The organism is Gilliamella sp. B2717 (assembly GCF_026536675.1).
Taxonomy (GTDB): Bacteria; Pseudomonadota; Gammaproteobacteria; order Enterobacterales; family Orbaceae; genus Gilliamella; species Gilliamella apicola_I.
The window spans coordinates 72186-98231 of record NZ_JAFNNQ010000040.1 but is presented as its reverse complement, the minus strand read 5'-3'; the positions used below and the strand labels follow the sequence as shown (position 1 = coordinate 98231).

Genomic DNA, 26046 nt, shown 5'->3' with positions numbered 1-26046 from the left:
CCATTTAAAATATTGGGCGTAATTAAGCGCCCATATTTCTTATCTTTTTAATTTCAATTATACTTATAACCTACCAATTTTATTCATTTTATAGTGTTATGTTTGAACTGATACAAACTGTTGGCTTTGGCTTAATATTATTTATTCCTTTAACTAATCCGTTAACTACTGTCGTACTTTTATTAGGTTTGTCGGGTGATATGACTAATGAAGAGCGTAATTACCAATCTAAGATGACTTGTATTTACGTTTTTATCATTATGGTTGTTTCTTTTTATGGTGGACAGCTAGTGATGAGCACGTTTGGTATTTCCATTCCAGGTTTGCGTATTGCTGGTGGTATGATTGTTGGTATTATTGGATTTAGAATGCTGTTTCCTCAGCAACCTTCTCATCGAACGTTAGAAGCCGATGCTAAAATGAAAGAAATATCGAATAATATTGCTTTTGTACCACTAGCCATGCCAAGTACGGCAGGTCCTGGAACGATTGCAATGATTATCAGTATGGCTTCAACAGTAAAAAGTGGAGGTTATGATATTTCAAGTTGGGTTGTTTATACTTCTTCAATCTTAGTTCCGCTTTTATTGTGTATTATCCTTTGGTTTTGTATGCGAAGTGCAGGCAGTATTATGCGTTTTATGGGAAAAAGTGGAATTGAAGCGACTTCAAGAATTATGGGGTTCTTATTAGTTTGTGTTGGTACTCAATTTATTATCAATGGTGTAAAAGAATTAATCATGAGCTTTCCCAATATTTAGTAAACTAAATCATTTTAAAAAAGTTGTTTATAAATAATAATGTCGTTTACTTAGGCTAGCTCATTTAATCACAGTGTTAAATCATAATTTGGGAATATTTTTTATCATTTCCACCCGCATTAAATAATCATAAAGCGGTAATAGTTGTTTAAAACCCTTTGATAATTTGTTAGGTAGATCGCCATTTAGCAAATCTTCAATATTGGAGTTTGTAACCATTGCTGCTAAACTTTTTCGATTATACCATGTTGCTATTTTTGGATCTTGATCTTTAATTAGTGGGCGTTTATAACTTTCACCAACAAGTTCAAATGGTTTTTTAACACAGCGAATCATGTCTAAAAATTTTGCACTGTCATTAAGAACTTCTTCACGAAAAATATCCATTGTCTGCTTTGATGCACAATAATAGCCAAGTCCATAACGATAGCAATCTGGTGCTATTTCAAAAAAATAAGCTGGCGCTTCTTTCCAATCTCGGTTTGGTCGTTTAAATGTCAACCATAAACGACTACGATATAACGATTTATCTTTCGAAAAACGTGTGTCACGATGTATGCGAGATATCGTTTTACCAATAGCTGGTTTTGTTTCAAACCATTCATCAATTTCCAGCATGTTGGGAGTTAACTGTTCTACTAACAGCCTGAATGGTTTGATTAATTCATTATCATAGATTGATCGATGCTCGTCAAACCATGCTCTACTATTATTAATCCATACATCTTGTAAAAAATTAAGTCCTGTTTGGGTAAAACCAGAAAATTGTGCCATATTTTAATCCTTAAATAACTTTCTGACTTTTTCTAAGTCTTCTTGTGTATCAACCCCTATAGCAGGGGCCTGTTTAGCAACTGCCACATGAATTTTTTCACCATACCAAAGTACACGTAACTGTTCTAACATTTCAATCTGCTCAAGTGTAGAAGGTGCCCAATTGATATATTGACGAATGAAACCAGCTCGATAGGCATAAATCCCGATATGTCGAAGATAAAAATCACCAATACTTGTTGGTTTGAAAAGATCTTCAGATTTCGCAAAGCGATCCCTTTCCCAAGGAATGGTTGCTCGAGAAAAGTAGAGTGCATACCCATCTTTATCAGTCACAACTTTCACTGCACCAGGATTAAATGCTTCTGTTGCTGAATCGATTGGAACAGCTAATGTTGCCATTCCTGTTTTATACTGTACTAAGTTTTCAGCAACTTGATCAATGATGATTGGTGGAATTAGCGGCTCGTCACCTTGTACGTTCACAATAATTTCATCATCGGAAAATTGATAGGCATTGATGACTTCTGCTAATCGTTCTGTACCCGAATTATGTTTATTGCTAGTCAAAATTACTTCACCGCCATAAGATTTCAGCACATCGAATACTTGTTGATGATCAGTTGCAATAATTACCCGATTTGCTGAAGACTTTTTGGCTTGTTCCATCACTCGCACAATCATAGGTTTACCATGAATATCAGCAAGCGGTTTAGCCGGTAAACGACTTGAAGCATATCTCGCAGGAATAATAACCGAAAAATTCATAATTAAAACCTTTTACCTATTCGTGAACTGAAATCGAAGAATTCAGTGTTTTCGCTTCGTTTTCCAGTAACACAGGAATATTATCTTTGATTAAATAAACAAGTTTATCCTTTGGACATATTAGACTATTTTGTTCAGTATCATATTGAAGTTCACCATGACATTTAGGGCAAGCTAGCGCCTTAAGGAGGATTTCTTTCATTTTTTATTCTCTTTTAGATTTTATTTCTTCTAACAATGAGCAGATTTGATTAGTTACCTGATTAGGCAATATTGCCTCTATGGGTAAATACCACCAATTTGGTAATGTAAATTGAAAACATTTTACCGCATCTTTTTCTGTCATTAAAAGGGTTTGATCTTGTGTAGCAATATTCGCTAACAATGGCAAAGTATAATTTTGATGATCCGCAAATGATACTGTTTTGATCACATCAGCTTTGAGTGTATTTAGCATTGTAAAAAAACGGTTGGGATCACCAATACCGGCCATAGCACAGATATTTTTTAATGAATGCAATTCTATTTTTTCTTTTGTTAATAAATTTACTGCATATTGCGGTTTTAGTTGCATTGTATAAGTTTTTTCGGGGAATTTTTCAGCTAAATGACTTTTAGTTTCGCCATTAATAATAATAATATCAACAGATTTTAATCGACTTTGTCGCTCCCTCATTGGCCCTGCTGGTATCCACCAACCGTTACCAAATAAGCGTTTACCGTCAACAACCACAATTTCAATATCTCGCTTTAATGCATAATGTTGTAAGCCATCATCAGTTAAAATTGCATCTAATTGATAGTTATCTAATAAAGCTTGTACCGCTTGACTTCGATTGGGAGAAACGGCAACTGGCACATGTGTTCGTTGATAAATTAATATTGGTTCATCCCCAGCTTGTGCGGTGGTTGTTTGTTCATCTAAAATAAGCGGATAACTTTCTGCTTTTCCACCATATCCACGTGAAACAACACCGATTTTTAAACCTTTAGTCTTTAAAGCTTCAATTAATCCTATTACCAGTGGAGTTTTTCCATTCCCACCTACCGATAAGTTTCCAATTACGATGATAGGTACAGGTGATTTCCAAGATTTTAATATTCCTGCTTTGTAGAGTTGGCGTCTAACCAATGTTATTAATCCATACAACCATGATAATGGCATCAGTAACCAATAAAAATGTGTTTTACCATACCATAATTTTTCAATCATTGTTTATTCACCATTGAATTATGCTTTTATATTAAATTTGCTATTGTAATCTATTCTGGTGTTTATTGACTAATCCAAATCATTTTAGTCATTTTTAATTTAGACAATGAGAATAATCTAACAAAGCATAGTTAAGTAAGCCTTTTAAAAAATTACCCTATTTTATAATTTTAAAATCGATTAAACCAATGTTAAAAGTTTAAATTTGAGAATTTTTAATCATTCAGTATTACTGACAATAATTTTAATATAGAAGGGAAACAACAAATAAAAAAGGATTCTTATCAAATCCTTTTTTATCATTGAAAAATGAATTGATTATCAGTAATCAATCAAATTTATTTATCTTGAGCTGTCTTTTGCAAATATTGTTGGAAATCTTGCTTATTTCCGTCAAAAACAATATTGCCACCATTAAGCATAATAACTCGATCAACAAAGCTCAAAAGATTAGTTCTGTCTGTTGCAATAACCATTGTTTGTCCTTGTTTTGCACGTAAATCAAGTTGTGCTAACAATAACTGCTCAGTATTCGGATCTAACTCGGCGCTAGGATTATCTAAAAATGATATGCTATGCGGAGATAAAATAAATCGAGCTAAAGCTAACTTTTGACGTTGTAAAATCGTTAACGGAACAGGCAATTGGCGCCAGTAAGTATCAAGTCCATTATTTAAAAAAGGTAACAAATTTTGCAAATTCACTTGTTTTAATACTTCTAAAGCGCGATCATGCGAAATTTGGTCAGGTTTATTATTTAATGTTAGATATTCGTATACTGTTTCGCCGATAATACCACTATATTGCCATAGATAATGAGTTTCACTTCGTAATGAATCCGCAATAGATTTAGTTAACATAAAACCATTCCATGTTATGTTGCCTTCATCTGCTTCTAAAATACCTAATAATAATTTTAATAGAGTACTTTTGCCTGATCCTGGTCCACCAACTATCGCTATTCGTTCACCTGACTTGATTTGCAAACTGATATCGTCTAAACAAGGTAAAGAAGGATGATATTTGAAACTGACTTTAGATGCCCCCCAACCATTTTTAGGGCCGTTGAAGCCACTTAATAATCCGTTTTCATTTTGTTCTTTATCAAGAAGCGCATTAATCTGTTTCATGGAGTTAGTCATACGTTCAAGATTGGGTAACATATGCATTAACGAGAAAAACGGTTGACTCAAACGACCACCAATAATAATTGTCGCAAATAAACCTGCTGGCGACATATGACCTGTCTGTATTAGGTAAAAAGCGACAATCACGGCAAGCACAGTTTGTAAACTAGTTAAACCCATTAAAAAAGAACTACAGCGGTTATGAATAATATAGCGTTTTTGTTCATTTTGCTGCGCTTTTTCATTACCGGCTAGAAAGGTATAAGTCGCTTCTTTATAAGAAACCGAAGACTGATAATATTCAAGAGTTGTCGGTGAAAAAGGGACTTGAGCATTTATCGTTGGAATAGATTTATTTTCAAAATAAAAAAGCGTAATACGAACGATTGCACATATAAAAATAAAAATAGGAACAACTATTAACCAACCCGCAACAATCGCAATAACAATAAAATAAAGCAGACTGAAAACCAGATCTAATACTGTGCTTGAAAAGAACGTTAAAAACTGCATTCTAAACACATTCCAGTTGTTCATTGCCTCAATTACTTTGCGTCCCCATTGAGTTTTAAAGCTAGGCATAACTTGAATAAGTTCAGAAATAATTTTAGGCTCTAAACGATATTGTACTAAAGATGAATATTCACACCCCAATTTTATTCTATCCATTCTAAAGTAATACTCAACTAAAATAGCCAGCATTACGCCTAAGGATAGTGTCCAAAGTGAAGAGTCAGCTTGCCCGGGTATTACTCGATCATATATTGCATTTAAATATAATGGAATGAGCATGATAAAGAGATTGATTATCAGAGTTGTCCAAAAAAGACGACTGATAATCCTATTTTCTTTTTGCCCCATAACCAACAATGAACGCCAACTTAATTTATTTTTTCTTTCAGTTAGCAAGACACGCCAAGTCTCCTTTGGCAGTTTATCTAATTTAACATTTTTTTCATTTTTTATCTTATTAGAATGAACGGTAAGCAGAGACCATCCTGTTTGTTCTTCAAAAGCAACGTATAACCCTTTATTGACAGCATTATGTTCTTCGGAACAAGGAAATAATTCTATACCAAGATATTTTTGTGCCAACTCAAACAACATTTCTCGGTTAGCAGTCTGCTCTAGTTTTTCAATCTGCTCCTGCCATTCCCATTGACCAACAGGTAAAGATAATTTTTTTGCGGCCTCTGACAAGACCGACTTTAGTTGAAAAATATCACCAGAATTTGTAGATAATTCACTATTCATAAAGATATCTGATACCTATACATGATTCCAAGTTAATGTATGGGTTCCATCTGTCCACTGATCAACACCCGGTGAAATTTCAGAATGTACCCAAGTACCTGCACTATCTAAAATTTGTAATGAATCAGTGCTATCGGTATCAAATCGAATATTGTTATTATCCATATTCTCAAATAAATCACTTAAATTAACGAGAATAAAATCACCAGCGACCCCATCTTTAAAATTGAAAATATCAATATGTTTAAATAAATTTTTATTAACGACACTAAAATCAAATGTTCCAGCTCTTCCTTTTTTGGTAACACTATCTATACCTAAACCACCATCAATTGAGTGATATCGATTGAAATCGGTAAGCGAACTGAATTGAAACTCGTCATTAAAATTAGTTCCTGAAATATCGGTAATGGAAGTAAGTGTATCTCTCCCCCAATTACCTTTAGAAACTGTCATATCTTTATTGTTAGTAATATAAACTCTTATACCTTCTCTTAAATTAGTATAATCTATTTTCGTATTACCACTAGTATTCACTATTCTATCATTACCACTACTGCCGTAAACAATATCATTTCCAGCACCAGTATGAATTTCATCACTTACACTACTACCATAAAATTCATCATCTTTATCAGTTCCAATGATTTTGTGTATATTCACGATACGATCTTCTTTACCATACCCATTATCGCTTACTATACCTGTGTCAAGATTTGCTTTAATTCCATTTGGTGATTTATATTGAACAACTGCATTATTGCCAATACCAATTAATGTATTGTTTCCATCACCACCAATTAAAATTCCTTTTCCTGATATTATATCGTCATATTGTGAACCATATATGTTTTCGATATTTTTTATCGTATCTTTTCCGCCAAAACCATTAGTCGCCGTACCATTACCGTTTGCATCTAACGAAACAACCACACCTTGAATTCCATCATCGTAATAGAGCCAGTCACTACCAGCGCCACCGTCTATAAAATTATCACCACCTTTAGCATGGATATGATCATCACCTGCACCAGCAATAACGGTATTACCTTCTGTTTCGTTTCCATAAAACTGCAAAGTACCATTTTTAATGGTCACATTATTTATATTCTTTATTTCAGCATCATAATTATTAGCTGTAATACGATTGTTTTCTAAATCAACAATATACGATCCTTGCATTGTTTCATCTAAAATAAGCGAGTTAGTTCCACCACTACCGTCAACAAATGTTGTACTCTGGTTTATAATGAATGTATCATCATATTCCGTACCAACAAATTTTGCGAATCCACCCGCTGTAAAACTATCCTGATATGTCTGTCCGTTGATATCTTTTATTACTGTTCCATTAGTAGCGTCTATCTCAATCCCAGAATTCTGTGCAACAATAGAATAACGACTATAATCTAACGTATTCGTTCCATTACCTTTAGTGATAATTTGGTCATTACCCAAAGAACCATAGATGATATTTTCCGACCCGCCACCAACATGAATAATATTATCAGCATCGCTTCCTTCAATGATATCATCAAAAGCTGAACCAACAATATTTTCGAAATTTGAGACCTTATCTACACCATCAAGACCATTGCTATCTTTGGTACCGTTCTTTGTTGCTACTTGATTTTTCAGGCTGATTTCAATGCCATTAGCGACATTACTATAATCGATAGTATCGACACCATCTCCACCATCATAATAATTAGACATTCCGCCTTTGCCTACAATAAGATAATCATCGCCAGCGCCTGTACTAATGAGATAATTAGTATCATTAGCCAATTCAATACGATCGTCAAAATCAGTTCCAACAATGCCATTTATGTTAGTTAGCTGATCCGCACCGCCAAAACCATTTGAATAGGCACGTCGTGTTTTAAGATTTACATCAATGGCCGAAGACGCTAGATGATAATCTACAACGTCAATTCCTGAACCACCAATAAAGGAGTTATAACCTTGCCCAGCAACATAAAGATTATTACCTGCTTCACCGTGAATTACAGCTCGACTAATTGCATCACCTTCAATATAAAAAGTATCATTACCTTCACCACCATATATCGTTATACTACCTTTGGCGGTTTTAAAAATATCATCATGTTGACTACCTTTAATTGATTGAATATTCGTTAAAGTATCCGAACCATCAAAGCCATTATTGATAACTTGTTTATCTGTTTTAGAAAGGTCAACATTAATTCCTTTTACGGATTCTTGATAACTGGCCGTACTATTTCCACCATTACCGCCTATTAGCGTATTGTTACCCCCCATACCTACAAGGATATCATTACCACCATTACCAATTATGATATTGTCTTTATCATCTCCAATTAAGACATCATCAAAATGTGTACCAGTAATGTTATTAATATTTCGAATTGAGTCGTTTCGACCAAATGCATCGGTAACAATGCCCTTAGTTAAATCAACATTGACTCCGTTATCAGTGGTTTCATAACTTATTGTATTAATACCGCCTTTGCCATCTATCTGATTATCTTTGCCACCACCAACAAAAAAGATATCCTTTCCATCACCGCCAATCAAGTTGTTACTTTCTGTTAAGCTTCCGATAAAAGTATTATCACCATTGTTACCAATAATATTTTGAATATTTTCAACCTGTTGATTTACAGCTCCTGTAACAGTTTTCGTATGTAAATCAATAATTAAGTCACCTTTTACTTGGCTATAATCTACAGTATTAATTCCAGCTCCACCGTCATAAATATCTTGTGTTGTGCCAGCAATAATGACATCATCTCCAGCACCACCAACAACATGAACATTATTAGCGGAACTTGATAACAGTATGTTTCCATCGATATCAATAAGTGATGAAGGGGAATCAACAACTGAAAAATTAAAGTCTTCTGTTACAGTTTTTCCATTTGAATCAGTGTATGTTACCGAAATCGAGAATTTATTAATCTGACCTTTTGGATATAAAATAATGATTTCATTGAGCGATAAACCATATTTATCACCCTGCGCTGTACCGCCTCGAATAATTTCATAGTCAGAAGGAAGCCCTGTTATGTTACCTATTGATTGAGCATCATCAAAAGAGACAATACGAAGAATTTTACCTTCTTCAATATAATTTTGATTAGCTACGTTAACCGTCCAATCAGCATTTTCTTGCGAAAGATCAACCAGTGTTGTTGAATACTGCGCATTGGCTGTAACATCCGTTCTTGCTGTTAGATTACCACCACCGACGTCGTAAACATGTTGAGCACTATCAATTAATCCTTCCCATTGATAAAGTTTAACATTAGGCATCTTTGGCGTAATACTTGCAGGTGGTTTACTTTCAACAATTGGAACTTCGCCATCGATACTTGATTGAAACTTTTCTGAATCCGAACTGGATGATGAACTCTTCTTAAAAACAATATCTGCATGAGGTGACTTAAGTTTAGCAGGCTTCACTTGCATGTCTAAATCCATCATATTTTCAAGTGAAGATTGAATTTCATTTGATGACGTGTCCGCACCACCACTTGTATCAATAACAATAAAATTGTCTGTCATGTTTGTCGTGAGATCAACCGTTTTATCTTCGACACTTTCGACAGTGATGTCATCCTCTTTAGTGGTAAGTTGTTCAGGTGCTTTTGTTTCAATTATCTCTGGTGTAATGTCTTCAATTTTCGCTAAACTCATAATTTCATATGAATTTAATTTTTTTCCATCATTAAATGCTAATGAAAGCACGCCTCCATTTAAAGAAGCTAATTCAGCTCCCATCGTTAAAATCAATTTACGATTGTCACCTGTAGTAATGATTAAATCCGAACCATTAATTGATAAAGATACTTTATCTTTTTCCCATGAAGCATTAATTTTATTGTCTTCATAAGTAAAAGGAATAATTGAAAGAGCTGGCTCCATCGGTGTTAAGGCTGTATTTGTATTACTCATAAACTTGTCTCACTTCTTATCTCTATTTATACTCGGTCAACGATTAATTCATGTGTGCCATCTGTCCAAATTTCTTTTGAACCATTTACACTATGTGACCAAGAAGAAGAATTTATTAATGCTAAACTGTCATTACTATCTAAAACAAACTCAACTGAATCTGTATCCAAAGCATCAAAAAAGGTCGATAAATCAATGGAAATTCTATCCATGCTATTGTCTTTGAAATCAAAACTGTCTATATGTTTAAAAATAGTTGAACTTCCAAAAAAGAAATTATCTGTTTGACCAGATTTTTTAACAACATCAAATCCTTGACCTCCGTCAATACATTGATAGCCATTTAAATCTGCTAATGAGGTAATTTTGAATATATCATTACCATTGGTTCCAATGATGTTTTCAATACTTTTATAGTTGTCCACACCTTGATTACCATTATCATGGGTTTTAACAATTGTGTTAGTATTAAGATTAACTTCAATTTTAGTATTATTTAATTCATTATAAATTAACGTATCATTACCGCGATCGCCGTTGTAACTATCGTTTCCTGTAGAAGCGTAAAATGTATCGTTTCCAAATCGTCCGGTTATAACATTGTCGTTATCATTGCCTCGAACAATACTATCACCCGAACCAGTTACAACTTTATTGATATTGATTAGTTTATCTGTACCTGTGGTTTTCCCACCACTTTTTACAGCAATCCCTTTCTCTAAATCGATATCCACATTTGATGCATCGCCATAATCAACCCACGCATTTTTACCAACGCCTTCTAGTGTATCGTTACCAGAAAATCCTCTCATTTCAGCGAAAGATTTAATATAGTCATTGAATTCGGTACCATGAACGGTTTCGACATCCACAATATGGTCTTTACCACCATAGCTATTTTGTGTTGCATAACCTGTACCACTTTGATTGAGTTCTACTACAACACCTTTTCCAGTAGTAGAGTATCGATAGCTGATTATATCTGTGCCGCTTCCACCAAAAATTTCATTATTTCCGCCTAAAATATAGAAGGTATCATTTAATGAACCGCCGACAAACTTTGTTGAACCCGATGTTTTAGTATAACCAACATTGCCTGAAGCATTTGAAAATCTAACTTCATCAATATTTTTTACGGTGTGATGAAATAAATGTCTATCTTTAACATCATCATCAATCTGATTAGTATCAAGATGAGCCACCATTCTTTCAGACATACCACTATAATCTATGGCATCGTGACCTGAGCTACCATCAATTGTTTGATTGCCTGCTGCAGCGATGAAAACATCACTGCCTTTTGAACCAATAAAAGTATTGAAATTGGTAAAATTATCTGTACCAGAGGTTTTAGTAACAGTGCCGTTACTCATATTGATAGTAACACCGTCACTGAGAGCATCATATCTTAGTGTGTTTACACCTTCTCCACCATCAAGAATATCATTACCATAATTGCCGTAAACTGTATCATTTCCAGCCCCAGCTAAAATACTTAGATCGTTAGCACTACTGTAGATTACATCATCAAAATCAGTCGCTATAATTTTTTGAATGTTTGTTATGTTATCTTGACCACCAAAGCCATTTTTAGCAACATCACCCGTTACTAAATCCATTTCCAGACCTGAAGTTGCATTACTGTAATCAACAGTATTAATGAAACCTGCGCCTTGACTTCCTCCATCAATTTTATTGTTGCCAGAACCTGCTATGATTGTATTATTACCAAGACCCCCATCGACTGAATGATCGCCATTACCTAAAACGAAATAATCATCAAAATTAGTTCCAATGACTTTATTAATATCCTTTAAAATATCAATACCTGAAAAGCCATTGTCATAAACAATACTTTTATTGAAATCAATGCTAATTCCATAAGCTGCATTTACATAACTAAGGGTGTCAAAACCTGTTCCCCCTAAATAATTGTTAAATCCTGCTCCTGCTTCATAGGTGTTATTACCACTATTTCCACTTAAAAATGTGATGCTCGCTTCATTACCACCAACTTTAAAGTGATCATCACCAGCGCCACCATCAATAATGGTAGTGCCAACACCTGTTATGAATTTATCATCATAATCACTTCCAACAATAGCTTGGATATTAATTAGTGTATCTTTTCCACCGAATCCATTATCTTCAACTTGGTTATTATCTTTTGTTAAATCCACTTCAATTCCAGATTCAGCGTCTGAATAGTCAGCGGTGTTAATTCCCTCACCACCATCGAGTGTATTATTTCCACCTCGACCTGATAAAGTATCATTACCTTTACCACCGACAATGAGGTTGTCTTGATCATCGCCTATTAAAATATCATCAAAATCACTACCGGTGATATTTTGAATATTTTTAACAGAGTCTGTGCCACCATTACCGTTATTAATAACTTTATTTGCAGATAAATCAACGTGAACACCGCTAGTCACATTTTCAAAGGCAATGGTATTGATACCTTTACCGCCATCAATAATGTTGTTACCCCCACCACTCATAATCGTATCATTACCATCACCGCCAGTGAGTATATTATTTTCTTGGCTATGCCCAATTATGGTATCGCCATTATTACTTCCAATTACATTTTGAATATTTTTTAATGTATGGTGGGTATTTTTGGCGTCAGTTTTTCCATTATTTAAATCAATAACCAGTGATTCTTTAAGTTGACTATAATTAACTGTATTTGTACCAGCACCTCCATCATAATGTCCATTTTGATTGCCTGCAAAAATGGTATCATCCCCACTACCAGCGGTGATATCAACATTATTTTTGGTTGATGAAAGTTGAAAATGCCCAGTATTATCAACAATAATTGCTGGGTGATCGGTAATATCAAAATTAGCCTGTTCATTTACTGTATTGCCTTGATTATCAATATAGCTTAAAGCAAGGCTAAAAGACGATTTTATTCCTTCAGGATAAATAATTAAAAATTGATTTGCAGCTAATCCAAATTCTTTACCGAGTGCCGAATCAGCTGTAATGATTTTCATATTTCCGAGTTGACCAGTAACAGAAACGACACTTGTTGCATCATTAATTTCTATAACGCGCCCTATTTGCCCAATAGGTAGCTTCGTTTCATCATTAGCGTAAATTGTCCAATTTTCTGTTTCTCCCGATAGATCTATATGAATATTTTCATATTGGATATTAAAATTTTCTGATTCAGCTGCTTCGTCATTACCGGTACCCGCTATCCAAATTTTACTTGAGTTATTAACAACCGATTTGATTTGTAATAACTTTATTGAAGGAATATCGATTTCATCAGAGCTATCTTCGTTATTGTTATTATTATTATCATTGATATCGATAATTTCATGCGATTCTGCAATAAATTTTTCCTTTGAAGATTCGGCTGTATCGGATGTTGATGGATACGGGATATTTTCTGAAATATTGTTATCATTATCACTGATAGTTGATGAAGAATTTTTTGAAATAAGCTTTTCAAGATCTTCAACACTCTCTTCATCTTTTTGTAATTGACTGTCTAAATTATTGACTACGATAATTTCAACAGATTCATTAGCGACAGGTTCGATAACTTCATGTTCATCTTGCCCCTTCATCTCATTTTTTTCAGTAACATCAGATTCATTATTTTCAGTTAACTTTGGCGCAGTATTAATAGATTGAGACTTGGAAATTAACTCATTAGCATTGATTGTAACCCCATCTTTAAATGAAAAAGTAAATATATTTGGGTCTAATGATGCTAGTTTAGCCGCTAATGGTAATATTAATTTTTTATCACCAGACTGAACAATCAAATCAGTACCATTAATTAATAATTCAACATCTTTATAATTAACGGGTATATAGTTTTCTGCATAGGTAACAGGAACAACAGCTGTTTCTGATGATGCAGGCATTGGTAATTCATTATATTGTGACATCTATTTATATCCATTCATCTAAATAAGTTAAGGTTCTGAAAAAACAAGAGAACTGTTTGACAATAAGGGTTTTAAAAAGTATTCCAGTAATGTCCTTTTTCCAGTCAGCAAATATGCATCGACACTCATACCTGGGTACATAGTTACATTATATTTCTCAGAAGGAACTTCAATACTAACAAGGTAATATCGACCTAAATTTTCGTCTGAAACAGCATCTGCACTGATAACAGATACTCTTCCCTCTAGTGTGTTAGCATATGAAACGTCAAAAGCACTGATATGCAATCTTGCAACCATTTTTTCCCAAATACGATCCCTATCTTCTGGTCTTACTTTTACTTCAGCAATGAGAGGGACTTCTGAAGGTGCTATTTCAACTACTTCTCCCCCTGCTCGAATAACTGCACCTGTATGAGCAACAAACAGACGCTGAACTACGCCATCGGCAGGACTGACAATTTTTGAGTTTTCTCGTCGTCCTTCACTGTGCGTTCGCGAGTTATCAACATCGCTTAAATTGATATTAACTTGAGTTAGTTGTTTTTGAACATCAGATATGAAGTCAGCTTGAATCTGTTCATATCTTGCTTCATATTCTGAAAGTTCACTATTTAATCGTGGTACTCTTAATCTGGACTCATTAAGTGCGGTTTGTATTTGCTGATTTTCAAGTTTTTTCTGAAGCAAAGCTCCTTGTGCTGCTGCTCCCTTAGCTACCATGTTTTTGTAAAGCTGTACTTCTTGTTTAGCCAACTCCGCTTGTTTGCTAAGATCATCAATTTTAGTGACCAATTCTAAAATTTGCGCTTTCTTCTGTTCTACTTGAGCATTAATGACTTGTTTTTGTGCCCGTAAAGCTACGGATCTTGAATCAAATAAATGCAATTCATTTGTTATAATTTCATCTAATGATTTTTCACCCGTAAATTTAGGTTCAAATTTTTCATTACTTAATTCTGCATTAAGTCGTTCTATTCTGACCAATAAAGCTTTGCGTTCAATTTCATTTTTGGCAAAACTTTCATTAACATAGCTATTATCAACAATCGCAATTAATTGTCCTTTTGTAACATGCTGCCCTTCATGCACCAAAAGTTGTTGAATAACGCCACCTTCAGGGTGTTGGAGAGTGATATTTCGACTTTCGACACGAATAACACCAACACCTTTAACTAACACATCAACTTTAAATAATGAAATCCAAATTAGAAATAGAACGATAACAAGTAGTGTTCTACCTGCTATTCCTGTTGGCATATAGTTAGCTAGTTTTTTTAAAACTACCACTCCATCTTGAAATTTTTCTCTAAATCTATCTTTCATTTTGATTCAAATATTGTCATTAATTTGTTGGTATCAGTTGGCAGCGATGACCACTTTAATTTACCTGTTCTAGTAATTTATTGCGCCTATATTTTAGTTCTGTATCATTCTTTGACTTTGAATCTCTGAAGGCTGATTTTCAACCACATTGACTTCATCATCACGTAATATACGGATAGATACAAATCCAATATCACTCCTATTAACAGAAGCATTTTCTATTTTTACTTTTTGAACGGAAACTTTTCGAGATTGTAAAATACTAAACACTTCTAAACTTCGTTGATATTGTAGACTTAAAGAAAAACCAACTTGTGCGTCATCTGACGAAGTAGCAAAAATAACAGCACCTTTTTCTTCGATTTGGTCTTTATTCGCATCAATCCATTGAATCAATTTTTCTTTATTTGCTTCTGTTAAGAAATTTCGATTTTTAGGCCCCTGAAAATCCAAACGTAATTCATTTGGATTGACACCCTGATCATACTTATAAACATTAGTCACTAATTGATTACGCTCACGCAATTTAATCCCAACATTTTGTTGAGCAATAATCATTAATATTTGAAAAAGTAACGTGATTAGAAGATATACAAGTAATAATACTGTCATCATATCAACATATGCTGGCCAGAAATGTGAATTTGATTTCATAGAAATACCTTTCTTTTCATTATTTTAAGCTAAGTTTGAACATTCCATCATCTAACTTATCAGCAAGTAAATATAAACCGAGTGTAGAAAGATAATAATCATATAATGCTGATGATCGACTTACTTTCGCACTAAAGTAATCTGTTTCTACGGTTAATAAATCGTTTAGATTACGTTTACCTAAAATGAATTCATCCATATATAATTTGCGAGTTCTACTTGCATCATCTTCGGCTTTCGATTGTATTAGGTAAGTATCAGTAGAGTTAAGCGCATCTTCTACCAAATTATTTGAAACCTCTTTAATATCACGTACCAGTTGATTGTAAGAAGCCATACTATAACTATATCGAGCTACTGCTTGACTGATTCTTGATGAATTAATACCACCATCTAAGACAGGCATACTAACTTGTAGTGACACTTTACCACCGATGAAATTGCCATTTTTATCACTTGGATGTTGGAAAGGTTTACTATACGATCCGACAGCATCAACTGAAGGATATCGTGCACTTTTTGCAACCTCAATTTCTGAACGAGCACTGTTTAACTGAGCCTCAGAAGATTTAATATCAGGGTTATTTTCCAACACATTATTCAAAATTTGGTCATATAATTGACTTGTAATAAATACTTCTTTCAATTTTACAGGATGGGTTGGCGCTGAACGACCCAACAAAGAATTCAACTCTTGTATCGATTTTTTCAATTGAAGTTCAATTGATTTAGAAGCATTTTGTGCATTGGTTAATGCTAATTGTGCCCTGATTAATTCTGACTGAGGTGAAAGCCCTCCTGTAACTTGTACACCAATAGTATTTACAAGTTGTGACATTTCTTTTATATAATCTTGAGCGTAATCTTTTTGTTGAGTGTAACGACGTACATTAAAGTAAGCTTTAACTACATTGAACGTAACTTTATTCTTTTCATAATCAGCAACATATTTAGCTGATTCACGAAGTTGTTTTGCACTATCTACACTATAACGAGTACGACCAAAATCAAGCAGGTTATATTGAAAAGAGACCTGAGCTTGAGCATATTCATCATTAGACCTTGATATCGAGCTCATTCGATCGAAGGCTTTATCGCGAGTTTTAGCTAACACATTAACTTTAGGATAGTATGTTGCTTTCATTTCATCTATTCTTGCATCTGCTTCTTCTAATCTTGAGTTCGCAGAAACAGTACGCAAGGAGTAATATTGAGCAAGTTCTATGGCTTCTGCTAAAGATAATCCTCTTGATTCAATATCAAAACCATTTTGCAATATACTAGGTAATTGTTTATTAGCTAATAGAATATTTTCATTTGCTTCGTAAGTATTTTGGGTATTTGGTAGCTCATGTTTAACAGTACAACCAATCATAAGGGACGAAAGCACACTTAATACGATAATTTTATTTTTCACAACATAATCCATATAACAAATAACTATTTAAAAATAATTAACTCCATCTTATCTTTAATAAAATAGAGTTAATTAACTGTGCTACACAAAGTATTAACTCAATTTTGAACAGATGCTCTTAATGTAGTCATTTGACTAACACATTCTTGCAAAAGTTCATTTTGTTGACGCACTACTTGTACTACTGCTTCGGAATCACTTGTTTTCATACGAGCAACGGATTCAATCGTTAATAACTGTTGGCGAACACCTTCCATTTCAGATTGCAAACATGTCAGTGTTTCAGCTACTTCTTTAAATGTTTGAACTATTTGTATGCGATCCGCATTCATTCCACCAATTGCTTCAACTAGAGCAGTACGATTTCTATCTGTTGAGGTATAAACATTTTCAATAACTTCAATTGTTTGACTTTGAACCTCATTAATTTTCACCGTATGTTCATCAATTGCATTTAACGCATTATTCGCTGTTTCTAATTCGACTTGAATACTTCGTAAAATAGGTTGTTGACCATCAATAGAGGCAAGCATTGAATTGACACCTTCTAACTCACTTTGTATTTGCCCCAACACAGATTGCATAGAATTGAATATTTGGTTTTGTGAGGCAAAACTCTGCTCTTGCTGTTGAATAAGCTTATCAAAATAATTAGATAATTTATTGGTGCTTTCAATCTGTTGTAATTGATTATCTTCGAATTTTTTCTGATAATTAAGAAATTGATTAAATGAATCTAATAAAGCTGCATTTAAATTCGTTGTTTGCAATTTAACGTCCGAAGGTGATGCAAGAGCAGACTCAGTAGAACCATTAATTACACTTGATATAGAAACGCCTACATCATTAGCATTCGTTTTAGCCCAATCTTCAACTGAAAAATAGATATTATCAACTATTGAGCCTAATAAATGCGCTAATAAGCCCATTACTAAAGAACCCATTAATCCAAGAAATGATGCAGTAAATGCTGCTGACATGCCACCTAAAGGTGCGGCAATACCACCAAGTAAAGCTGAAATATCACTGGTATTATTAGTAACAATATCCATTGATTCACGGATACTGCCCATTGTTAAGATTAATCCAATGAACGTACCTAATAACCCTAAACCAACTAATAAACCTGATAAATAATCTGCGCCAGATACACGGTGGGAAAAGCTATCTTTTAATTTGTCTAGAACAGAATTACGGATTTCTGGACCTGAAAGTGCCAAATCAGATACACGCCCTCTTAACCCTTTAACTGCACCTTTAAAAGGAAAGTTATTTAATTTATCAAAATTATTGGGATTTTCTGAGGCTACTGATAAAAACTTTTTCCAGCTATTGATTCCACTCATTAGTGAAACAGAAACAATAAAAGTATAAATTACACCAATAATTTGCATTGAAATAATAGCGGTATTGATAATTTTATTATGATTAATAGCTTCTAAAAGATCATCAAAAAAATATGCATAAGCTATTACTATTACAAAGAGGATCAATAATATAAATCTTATCGATCGTTTAACAGAATTCAACTTCACTTTATCCATCCTTAAACTAAATTATAAAAACATTCATAATTTAGTATAACTATATTTATTTTCCAATTTTTTATAAAAAATTAATATTCATCAATCTTCTTAACGAAAATATGATGAATTCTTATTATAATACTGATTAAAAAAATTGAAACCTTTTTATTCAAAAATTTCCAAATAAATATTATTTAGAAATAAAAACATCTAAAAAAACTATAATAAACCATTATCTTTATTAGCTTTAATGAATGTTGCACTTTTATTAAACTATAAATTAGAAACTTTTAGATCAATTTTTTACGCCGATTAACGCCCTAAAATTCCATGAATAATTATGGCGAATCATTTTAAATAACTTACTTAAGTAAGTTCAATATCCTCAAGTTAATTATATTATTAGCCAAATAAGCTATTACTGAGATTTTATAGAAGAGCATAAAAATTTATTTTGTAAAATAAGTTTGCTTTTATTACAGAAAATTAACAAATAAGTCACTGTGTTGAATTCCCGTTAGCAAATATTATGTGTTAGATTTTTTGAGAAGATGATTGGAGAAATTAATCTATCCTTTTCAAAAGGAAAATTTAGTTAATATACAGGCAAATGACCAAACCAATTATGATACCAACGCGGATTTATTTCATTCCTCATTGTTTTTAACTCCAATTTATGATGATAAAAAACTAAACTTATTTGTCCTGATTTAGATGTGGTATAAAAATTTAATTGTCGATCTTTGTAACGTGCTATAACTTTATTGGAAGGCAATTTCCAAGGATTATAACGGGAAGTCGACAAAAGGGACACGCTAGGATTAACAGCGTTTAAAAAAGCATAGCTTGATGACGTGTTACTACCATGATGAGGAATTTGTAAAATTGTTGATTTAAGTGTATTTCGATATTTTTCAATCAATTGATACTCTTGATTTTTTTCTAAGTCACCTGATAATAATACTGAAAATTGACCATCTGTAATGTGTATTACACATGAATCTTCGTTTTGCGCATATTCGGCTAGATGAGTTGGCCATAATACAGTTAAACTTAGATTATTCCATGTCAGATGATTTTCTGATAAACAGTGATAGTGATTTTTTAATTTTACTGATGAACTCATCAGCCATGCATTGGGATAATGTTGTTGAAGTAGAGAAAGTCCACCAATATGATCATTGTGTTGATGGCTAATAATAATTCCCTTTACATCTAAATTGTGCCATTGTAAAAATGGAATGATTATACGTTCTGCGGCAGAACTATTTTGCCACTGCGCCCCCGTATCATACAATATTGCGGATTTCCCATCATGTATGACAATTGCCAGACCATGACCGACATCTAACATATCCATTCGCCATAGATAATGCTGTTTTTTAAAAAATGGACTCACTATTATCATGAGTAAAATGCAGAGGGTTATAGTATGACGACGCCAAAATTCCGTTTTAAGAGTAATTATGGCCAGCCATCCAATAATACTTAATAAATAAAAATCAGATGAAGTAGTAAACCAAGGGAAATCAATCAGCTTCAGACAGTAAAATAAATAATCAAGTGACTGTTCAGCAATAAACCAAAACCATAATGCTAAATAGAAACAATCAAAAAAACTAAAACAGAGTGCTATCAAGATTGATGGAAAAGTCAGTAACGATATGATTGGAATCGCAATTAAATTTGCCAAAAGAGCCATAGTACTGACACCTTGAAAAACAAATAATTGTATTGGTAACAATAACGCTGTTAAACCTAATTGTAGATGTATTAATTTAACTAGGTAACACGTTTTGTTATTTTGAATCTTTTTTGATAATGGTACCCATTGATATAAAAATATTAAGCTAACAACAGCATAACAAGATAGCCAAAAACTTTCAGACAAAATCATCAACGGATCGGTTAATAATAATAAGGCTATTATTCGATTAATTTTCTGCCATGCGCTGATATGTTGGTTTTGACAGCGTAAATAAATCCATATCCCTAATGCCATTATTGCACGTAAAGCAGGAGGATTGAATCCTGTTAACCAAGCATAAAAACAGGCGCATAACCATCCGATTATGATTGGGACATATAAATTATTGAATCGCTGTGGAATAAAAAATAACATTAATTTGACGAGACTGTAACACATACCAAAGACCAACAAAATATGCATACCTGATATCGCCATTAAGTGAGCAACGCCGGTATTCATCATAATTTGCCGATAATGATGATCAAGTTGAGAGCGATCACCAAAAGCCAATGCAAATAATATCCCACGGTAATGAAACAAATACATATAAGGCAAAGCATGATCAACAATAGTTTGTCTAATATCATTTTTATCTTTTAATAATTTAGCATTATTGATTTTTGCAGATAATAATGTCCGATTGGCTATAGCAAAACGCTGACTATCAAATCCTCCTTCATTTAAATAACTATGAATTACTTTCGTTTTTATCGTTAATTGCCAAATTTGACCTATTTTAGGTACATTAACATTATCCCAATAAATTGAAATTGGGATAGGAGTTGATGATGCTTGGTGATTACTTTCAAGAATAGTCCATTGCAGATAGTAAGGATTCATTTGCTGAGATGGATGCCGGATATTGATACTTTCGACTTTTGCTTTGACGACGAGTGTTTTGTCAATGTAAGGATCGATATTGATTAAATACTGTTTAGAATATGCCGTCGACCATAAGAAACTTAACATAAATATACTAATAAGTAACAACGTTTTTCTAAATAGAAATTTACTCGCAATGACAATAATCAACACGCCAAAAGCTGTCGCATACCAAAATATGTTTGAAAGTAATTTAGACATAAACATTAATGGCAAGCAGCCTAATGAAAATGTAATTATAAGTAAATCATGTGAATAAATTTGCCGCATTGACTCAAATTAGGCTATCGAATTAACAATAAGTTAGCATAACCTGTCAACAAATTATGCTCAGAAACTTTTTATAGATATTGCGATCTTGGTTCCAATCTTAATTCGCATTTGTTAAAAATCGATCATTATGATAAGAACATTTATAAATGTATTTTGATAGGTGTTAAGACTAAAATTACTTTAAATAGTCATCAAACTTTTTAATTATTTTTAAATAACTTTTTAATGTTTAATCAATATATTAATTGAGGGATTAATAAAAAAGCCTTTGAGTTAACTCAAAGGCTTTTAAACTAAATACTATTTTAGATATTATGCTTTAGCGGCATTATTTACTCTTTCACGTAATTCTTTACCTGGTTTAAAGTGAGGAATGTATTTATGTTTCACCTCAACATTACCACCAGTTCTTGGGTTTCTCGCTTTACGTGGTGCACGATAATTTAAGCTGAAACTACCAAATCCTCGAATTTCTACACGATCGTTGCTTTCCATAGCTAAAGCGATCTGTTCAATAATATCTCTTACAGCATCATCAACAAGTTGCACAGGAAGGTGTGCCCGCCAGTTGACTATCTTTTCCACTAAATCTGATCTGTTCATGGTCACTCCTAAGTTATGTATGTGATATATAATTTGTTCATTTTATACCACAAAAGAAAAAGAGGGCAAGCCCTCTTTACTTTTTAGTTGAATATTTTTTACTCGGTTTTTGATGCAGCTTTGAATGCTTCAGCCATTGCATTAGTAAATGATGCTTCTTCTTGAGTTGAAGTATTATTTACAGCAGCAAGCGCTTCTTTTTCGTCAGCTTCATCTTTAGCACGTACAGATAATGAAATTGCGCGAGTTTTACGATCGATATTAACAATCTTAGCCTCGACTTCATCACCAACTTTTAATGCAGTTGTTGCATCTTCAATACGTTCACGTGCGATATCTTGAGCTTTTAAGTAACCTTCAATGCCTTCTGCGATTTCAATTGTTGCGCCTTTAGCATCAACAGCTGTTACATGACCTTTAACAATTGAACCTTTTTTGAAGTTTGAAGCAAAGCTACTAAATGGATCATCTTCAAGTTGTTTAATACCTAAAGAGATACGCTCACGTTCTGCATCAACTTGTAATACAACCGCTTCGATATCATCACCTTTCTTATAAGCTTTAACTGCTTCTTCACCTGGCATATTCCAAGAGATATCAGAAAGATGAACTAAACCGTCAATACCACCATCTAAACCGATGAAGATACCGAAATCAGTGATTGATTTGATCTTACCGCTAACTTTATCACCTTTATTGTGTGATTCAGCAAATTGTAACCATGGGTTAGGTTTACATTGTTTAAGACCAAGAGAAATACGACGACGTTCTTCATCAATTTCAAGAACAATAACTTCAACTTCATCACCTAAGCTAACCACTTTAGATGGGTGAATGTTTTTGTTAGTCCAATCCATTTCAGAAACGTGAACTAAACCTTCAACGCCAGTTTCAATTTCTACGAAACAACCGTAATCAGTTAAGTTAGTTACTTTACCAGTTACTTTAGTGCCTTCTGGGTAACGTTTAGCAATTGAAACCCATGGATCTTCGCCTAATTGTTTTAAGCCAAGAGATACACGTGAACGGTCTTTATCAAATTTAAGAACTTTAACAAGTAATTCTTGACCCACTTCAACCACTTCACTTGGGTGTTTAACACGTTTCCAAGCCATATCAGTAATATGAAGTAAACCATCAACACCACCAAGGTCAACGAATGCACCGTAATCAGTAAGATTTTTGATGATACCTTTAACTTCAGAACCTTCTTGAAGATTTTCAAGAAGTTGTTCTCTTTCTGCGCTATTTTCAGATTCAATTACTGCACGACGAGAAACAACAACGTTGTTACGTTTTTGATCTAATTTAATAACTTTTAATTCGATTTCTCTATTTTCAATATGAGAAGTATCGCGTAATGGACGTACATCAACAAGCGAACCAGGAAGGAACGCACGAACGCCATTAAGATCAACCGTAAAGCCACCTTTCACTTTACCATTGATAACACCTAAAACTGTTGCAGCATCTTCAACTGCTTTTTCTAATGTAAGCCACGCTTCATGACGTTTAGCTTTTTCACGAGATAGAATGGTTTCACCAAAGCCATCTTCAATTGAGTCAAGTACGACATCAACAACGTCGCCAACTTTAACTTCTAATTCGCCTTGGGCATTTTTAAACTGCTCTACTGGAATTGCTGATTCGGATTTTAAACCAGCATCAACTAAAACAACATCTTTGTCGATTGCAACGACAGTACCACGGATCATGTTACCAGAACGAGTGTCTAGTTGATTTAAAGACTCTTCAAAGAGTTGAGCAAAAGATTCAGTCATATTTATATACTTAAATTAATATTAACGTCCACATTACATCATGTCTTGTGGGGTTGTTTATGATACTCCACTCGTCCTTATAATGGAGCTTTGTTCACGTTATAAATAAATTTACAACGCAAGTTTTTCGTTTATATACGTAATAGATTGATTAAATACATCTTGAATAGAGAGTGATGTGGTATCAATTATTAGTGCATCTGTTGCAGGTTTTAATGGGGCAACGGCTCGATTACGATCTCGCTCATCACGCGCAGTTATCTCCTGCAAAATTTCGGCGAATTTAGCATGTTTTTGCTTATCTTGCAACTGTTTCATTCTTCTTTCTGCTCTTGAGTGCGGGCTAGCATCCAGAAAAATTTTTACTGGTGCATCAGTAAACACAACTGTCCCCATATCTCGCCCATCCGCAATTAACCCCGGCAATTGCCTGAAATCTCTTTGTCGTTGCAATAATGCTGCCCGAACTTGATTTAGCGAAGCCACTTTAGAAGCAGCGCCCCCAGTCTCTTCAGTACGAATATCTTTAGAGACATCGACGCCATTTAATAGCACTTTGACTTCGCCATGATGGGTATCAAAAGTTAAAGGTAAATTTAATGCTAATTGTGTTAATTGTAGTTCATCATTCAGCGCAATGTGATGATTAAGCGCCGACAACGCAAGCACACGATAAATCGCGCCAGAGTCTAAAAGATGCCAATTGAAATGATTAGCTAACGCTTGACACAACGTGCCCTTCCCCACACCACTAGGGCCATCGACAGCAATAACAGGAACTAATGTATTCATTTAGTATTCACTCAATCGTTTAAATTGTTCAAAATAGTCAGGAAATGTTTTCATTGTACATTTAGGATCTAATATAGTCACGGGCGTATCGGATAATGCCACTAATGAAAAACACATTGCCATACGATGATCGTTATAGGTTTTTATTTCAGCATGTGTTAAAGATTTAGGGGGGATAATCGTTATATAATCGTTACCTTCTTCAACCTCTGCCCCTATTTTACGCAATTCAGTTGCCATAGCAGATAAGCGGTCAGTTTCTTTAACTCGCCAGTTATAGATATTACGAATAGTTGTGGATCCTTTGGCAAACAAAGCGGTTGTTGCTATTGTCATCGCCGCATCAGGGATATGATTCATATCCATATCAATACCGTTAAGTTCCCCTCGGCTACACTCGATATAATCATCAGCCCACGTTACTTTAGCACCCATATTTTCAAGTACATGGGCAAATTGGGTATCACCTTGTAAGCTTTTTTTACCAACACCTGTGACGCGAACAGTGCCCCCTTTAATCGCCGCTGCAGCTAAAAAATATGAAGCGGATGAAGCATCACCTTCAACCAAATAAGTACCCGGTGACTTATAAGTTTGCTTTGCTTTAATAACAAATTTTTGATAATTATCATTGATGACCGACACCCCAAATATCGCCATCATTTTGATCGTGATATCAATATACGGTTTAGAGACTAAATCCCCTAAAATAGTAATTTCAGTATCGTTATCAGCAAGTGGGGATGCCATTAATAGCGCCGTTAAAAATTGACTTGAAACAGAGCCATCAACCTGAATATTACCGCCAATAAAGCCCCCATGAATATGCAGTGGTGGATAACCTTCATTTTCAAGATATTCTATGTTAGCCCCACCTTGACGAAGCGCATCAACTAAATGCCCTATTGGACGCTCTTTCATACGTGGTTCGCCCGTAAGCACAATATTATTTTCACCAAGACATAACGCAGCAGTTAAAGGACGCATCGCCGTACCGGCATTCCCTAAAAAAAGCTCTAATGCATGGGATGAATGTAATTTTCCGCCGACACCCTGAATATCACAAATCGTGCGATCATTCGATAATTGATACGTAACACCTAATGCTTTAAGAGCATCAAGCATATAACGGACATCATCGCTGTCTAATAAATTTGTTAAACGTGTATTACCTTGACTCAATGCAGACAAAAGTAGCGCCCGATTAGACACACTTTTTGAACCCGGTAAGTTTATCGTACCATTAAATCTTTTTATCGGTTGTAATGTTAGGGATAACATGATAGTTC

General features: G+C 34.0%; 17 protein-coding genes. 1 reads left to right on the top strand and 16 read right to left on the bottom strand.

All coding sequences use genetic code 11. The features are described 5' to 3' along the window. Positions 1 to 98 precede the first annotated feature (98 nt). A complete protein-coding gene (locus tag J3U35_RS06080; RefSeq protein WP_267360224.1) occupies positions 99 to 761 on the top strand; it encodes a MarC family NAAT transporter in 663 nt (220 codons plus the stop codon). Between the two features lie 81 nt (positions 762 to 842). Here J3U35_RS06080 and J3U35_RS06075 read toward each other — a convergent pair whose 3' ends face one another. The 16 genes from J3U35_RS06075 to aroA form a co-directional block, all read right to left on the bottom strand. Next, positions 843 to 1535, bottom strand: a complete 693-nt coding sequence (locus tag J3U35_RS06075; RefSeq protein ID WP_267360222.1) for a DUF2461 domain-containing protein — start codon at positions 1533 to 1535, stop codon at positions 843 to 845. Between the two features lie 3 nt (positions 1536 to 1538). After that, on the bottom strand, positions 1539 to 2303 hold the full coding sequence (kdsB, locus tag J3U35_RS06070) for a 3-deoxy-manno-octulosonate cytidylyltransferase (RefSeq protein WP_267360220.1): 765 nt from the start codon (positions 2301 to 2303) through the stop codon (positions 1539 to 1541). A 16-nt stretch (positions 2304 to 2319) separates the two neighbouring features. Then, positions 2320 to 2505, bottom strand: a complete 186-nt coding sequence (locus tag J3U35_RS06065) for a Trm112 family protein (protein ID WP_267352504.1) — start codon at positions 2503 to 2505, stop codon at positions 2320 to 2322. A gap of 3 nt (positions 2506 to 2508) precedes the next feature. After that, positions 2509 to 3516, bottom strand: a complete 1008-nt coding sequence (gene lpxK, locus J3U35_RS06060; RefSeq protein ID WP_267360218.1) for a tetraacyldisaccharide 4'-kinase — start codon at positions 3514 to 3516, stop codon at positions 2509 to 2511. 338 nt (positions 3517 to 3854) lie between these two features. Then, entirely contained in the window at positions 3855 to 5897 is a 2043-nt protein-coding gene (locus J3U35_RS06055; RefSeq protein ID WP_267352502.1) for an ATP-binding cassette domain-containing protein, read from the bottom strand. 15 nt (positions 5898 to 5912) lie between these two features. Continuing rightward, positions 5913 to 9836, bottom strand: a complete 3924-nt coding sequence (locus J3U35_RS06050; protein ID WP_267352501.1) for a beta strand repeat-containing protein — start codon at positions 9834 to 9836, stop codon at positions 5913 to 5915. 26 nt (positions 9837 to 9862) lie between these two features. Then, positions 9863 to 13753: a beta strand repeat-containing protein gene (locus tag J3U35_RS06045; protein WP_267360216.1), complete on the bottom strand. Its 3891-nt coding sequence runs from the start codon at positions 13751 to 13753 to the stop codon at positions 9863 to 9865. Between the two features lie 27 nt (positions 13754 to 13780). Beyond that, positions 13781 to 15079: an HlyD family type I secretion periplasmic adaptor subunit gene (locus J3U35_RS06040; RefSeq protein WP_267352499.1), complete on the bottom strand. Its 1299-nt coding sequence runs from the start codon at positions 15077 to 15079 to the stop codon at positions 13781 to 13783. A gap of 93 nt (positions 15080 to 15172) precedes the next feature. Further along, positions 15173 to 15733: a hypothetical protein gene (locus J3U35_RS06035; RefSeq protein ID WP_267352498.1), complete on the bottom strand. Its 561-nt coding sequence runs from the start codon at positions 15731 to 15733 to the stop codon at positions 15173 to 15175. 19 nt (positions 15734 to 15752) lie between these two features. Beyond that, a complete protein-coding gene (locus J3U35_RS06030; RefSeq protein ID WP_179855830.1) occupies positions 15753 to 17150 on the bottom strand; it encodes a TolC family protein in 1398 nt (465 codons plus the stop codon). Between the two features lie 98 nt (positions 17151 to 17248). After that, positions 17249 to 18685: a MotA/TolQ/ExbB proton channel family protein gene (locus J3U35_RS06025; RefSeq protein WP_267360214.1), complete on the bottom strand. Its 1437-nt coding sequence runs from the start codon at positions 18683 to 18685 to the stop codon at positions 17249 to 17251. Between the two features lie 586 nt (positions 18686 to 19271). After that, positions 19272 to 21509: a DNA internalization-related competence protein ComEC/Rec2 gene (locus tag J3U35_RS06020; RefSeq protein ID WP_267360212.1), complete on the bottom strand. Its 2238-nt coding sequence runs from the start codon at positions 21507 to 21509 to the stop codon at positions 19272 to 19274. Between the two features lie 384 nt (positions 21510 to 21893). After that, on the bottom strand, positions 21894 to 22184 hold the full coding sequence (gene ihfB, locus J3U35_RS06015; protein WP_065559335.1) for an integration host factor subunit beta: 291 nt from the start codon (positions 22182 to 22184) through the stop codon (positions 21894 to 21896). 98 nt (positions 22185 to 22282) lie between these two features. Next, positions 22283 to 23965 carry a 30S ribosomal protein S1 gene (gene rpsA, locus J3U35_RS06010; protein ID WP_267352495.1) on the bottom strand — a complete coding sequence of 561 codons (1683 nt, stop codon included), beginning with the start codon at positions 23963 to 23965 and terminating at the stop codon, positions 22283 to 22285. A gap of 111 nt (positions 23966 to 24076) precedes the next feature. Then, positions 24077 to 24757 carry a (d)CMP kinase gene (gene cmk / locus J3U35_RS06005; protein ID WP_267352494.1) on the bottom strand — a complete coding sequence of 227 codons (681 nt, stop codon included), beginning with the start codon at positions 24755 to 24757 and terminating at the stop codon, positions 24077 to 24079. After that, positions 24758 to 26041, bottom strand: coding sequence for a 3-phosphoshikimate 1-carboxyvinyltransferase (gene aroA / locus J3U35_RS06000; RefSeq protein WP_411590566.1), 1284 nt, complete (start codon positions 26039 to 26041; stop codon positions 24758 to 24760). Positions 26042 to 26046: the final 5 nt, after the last annotated feature.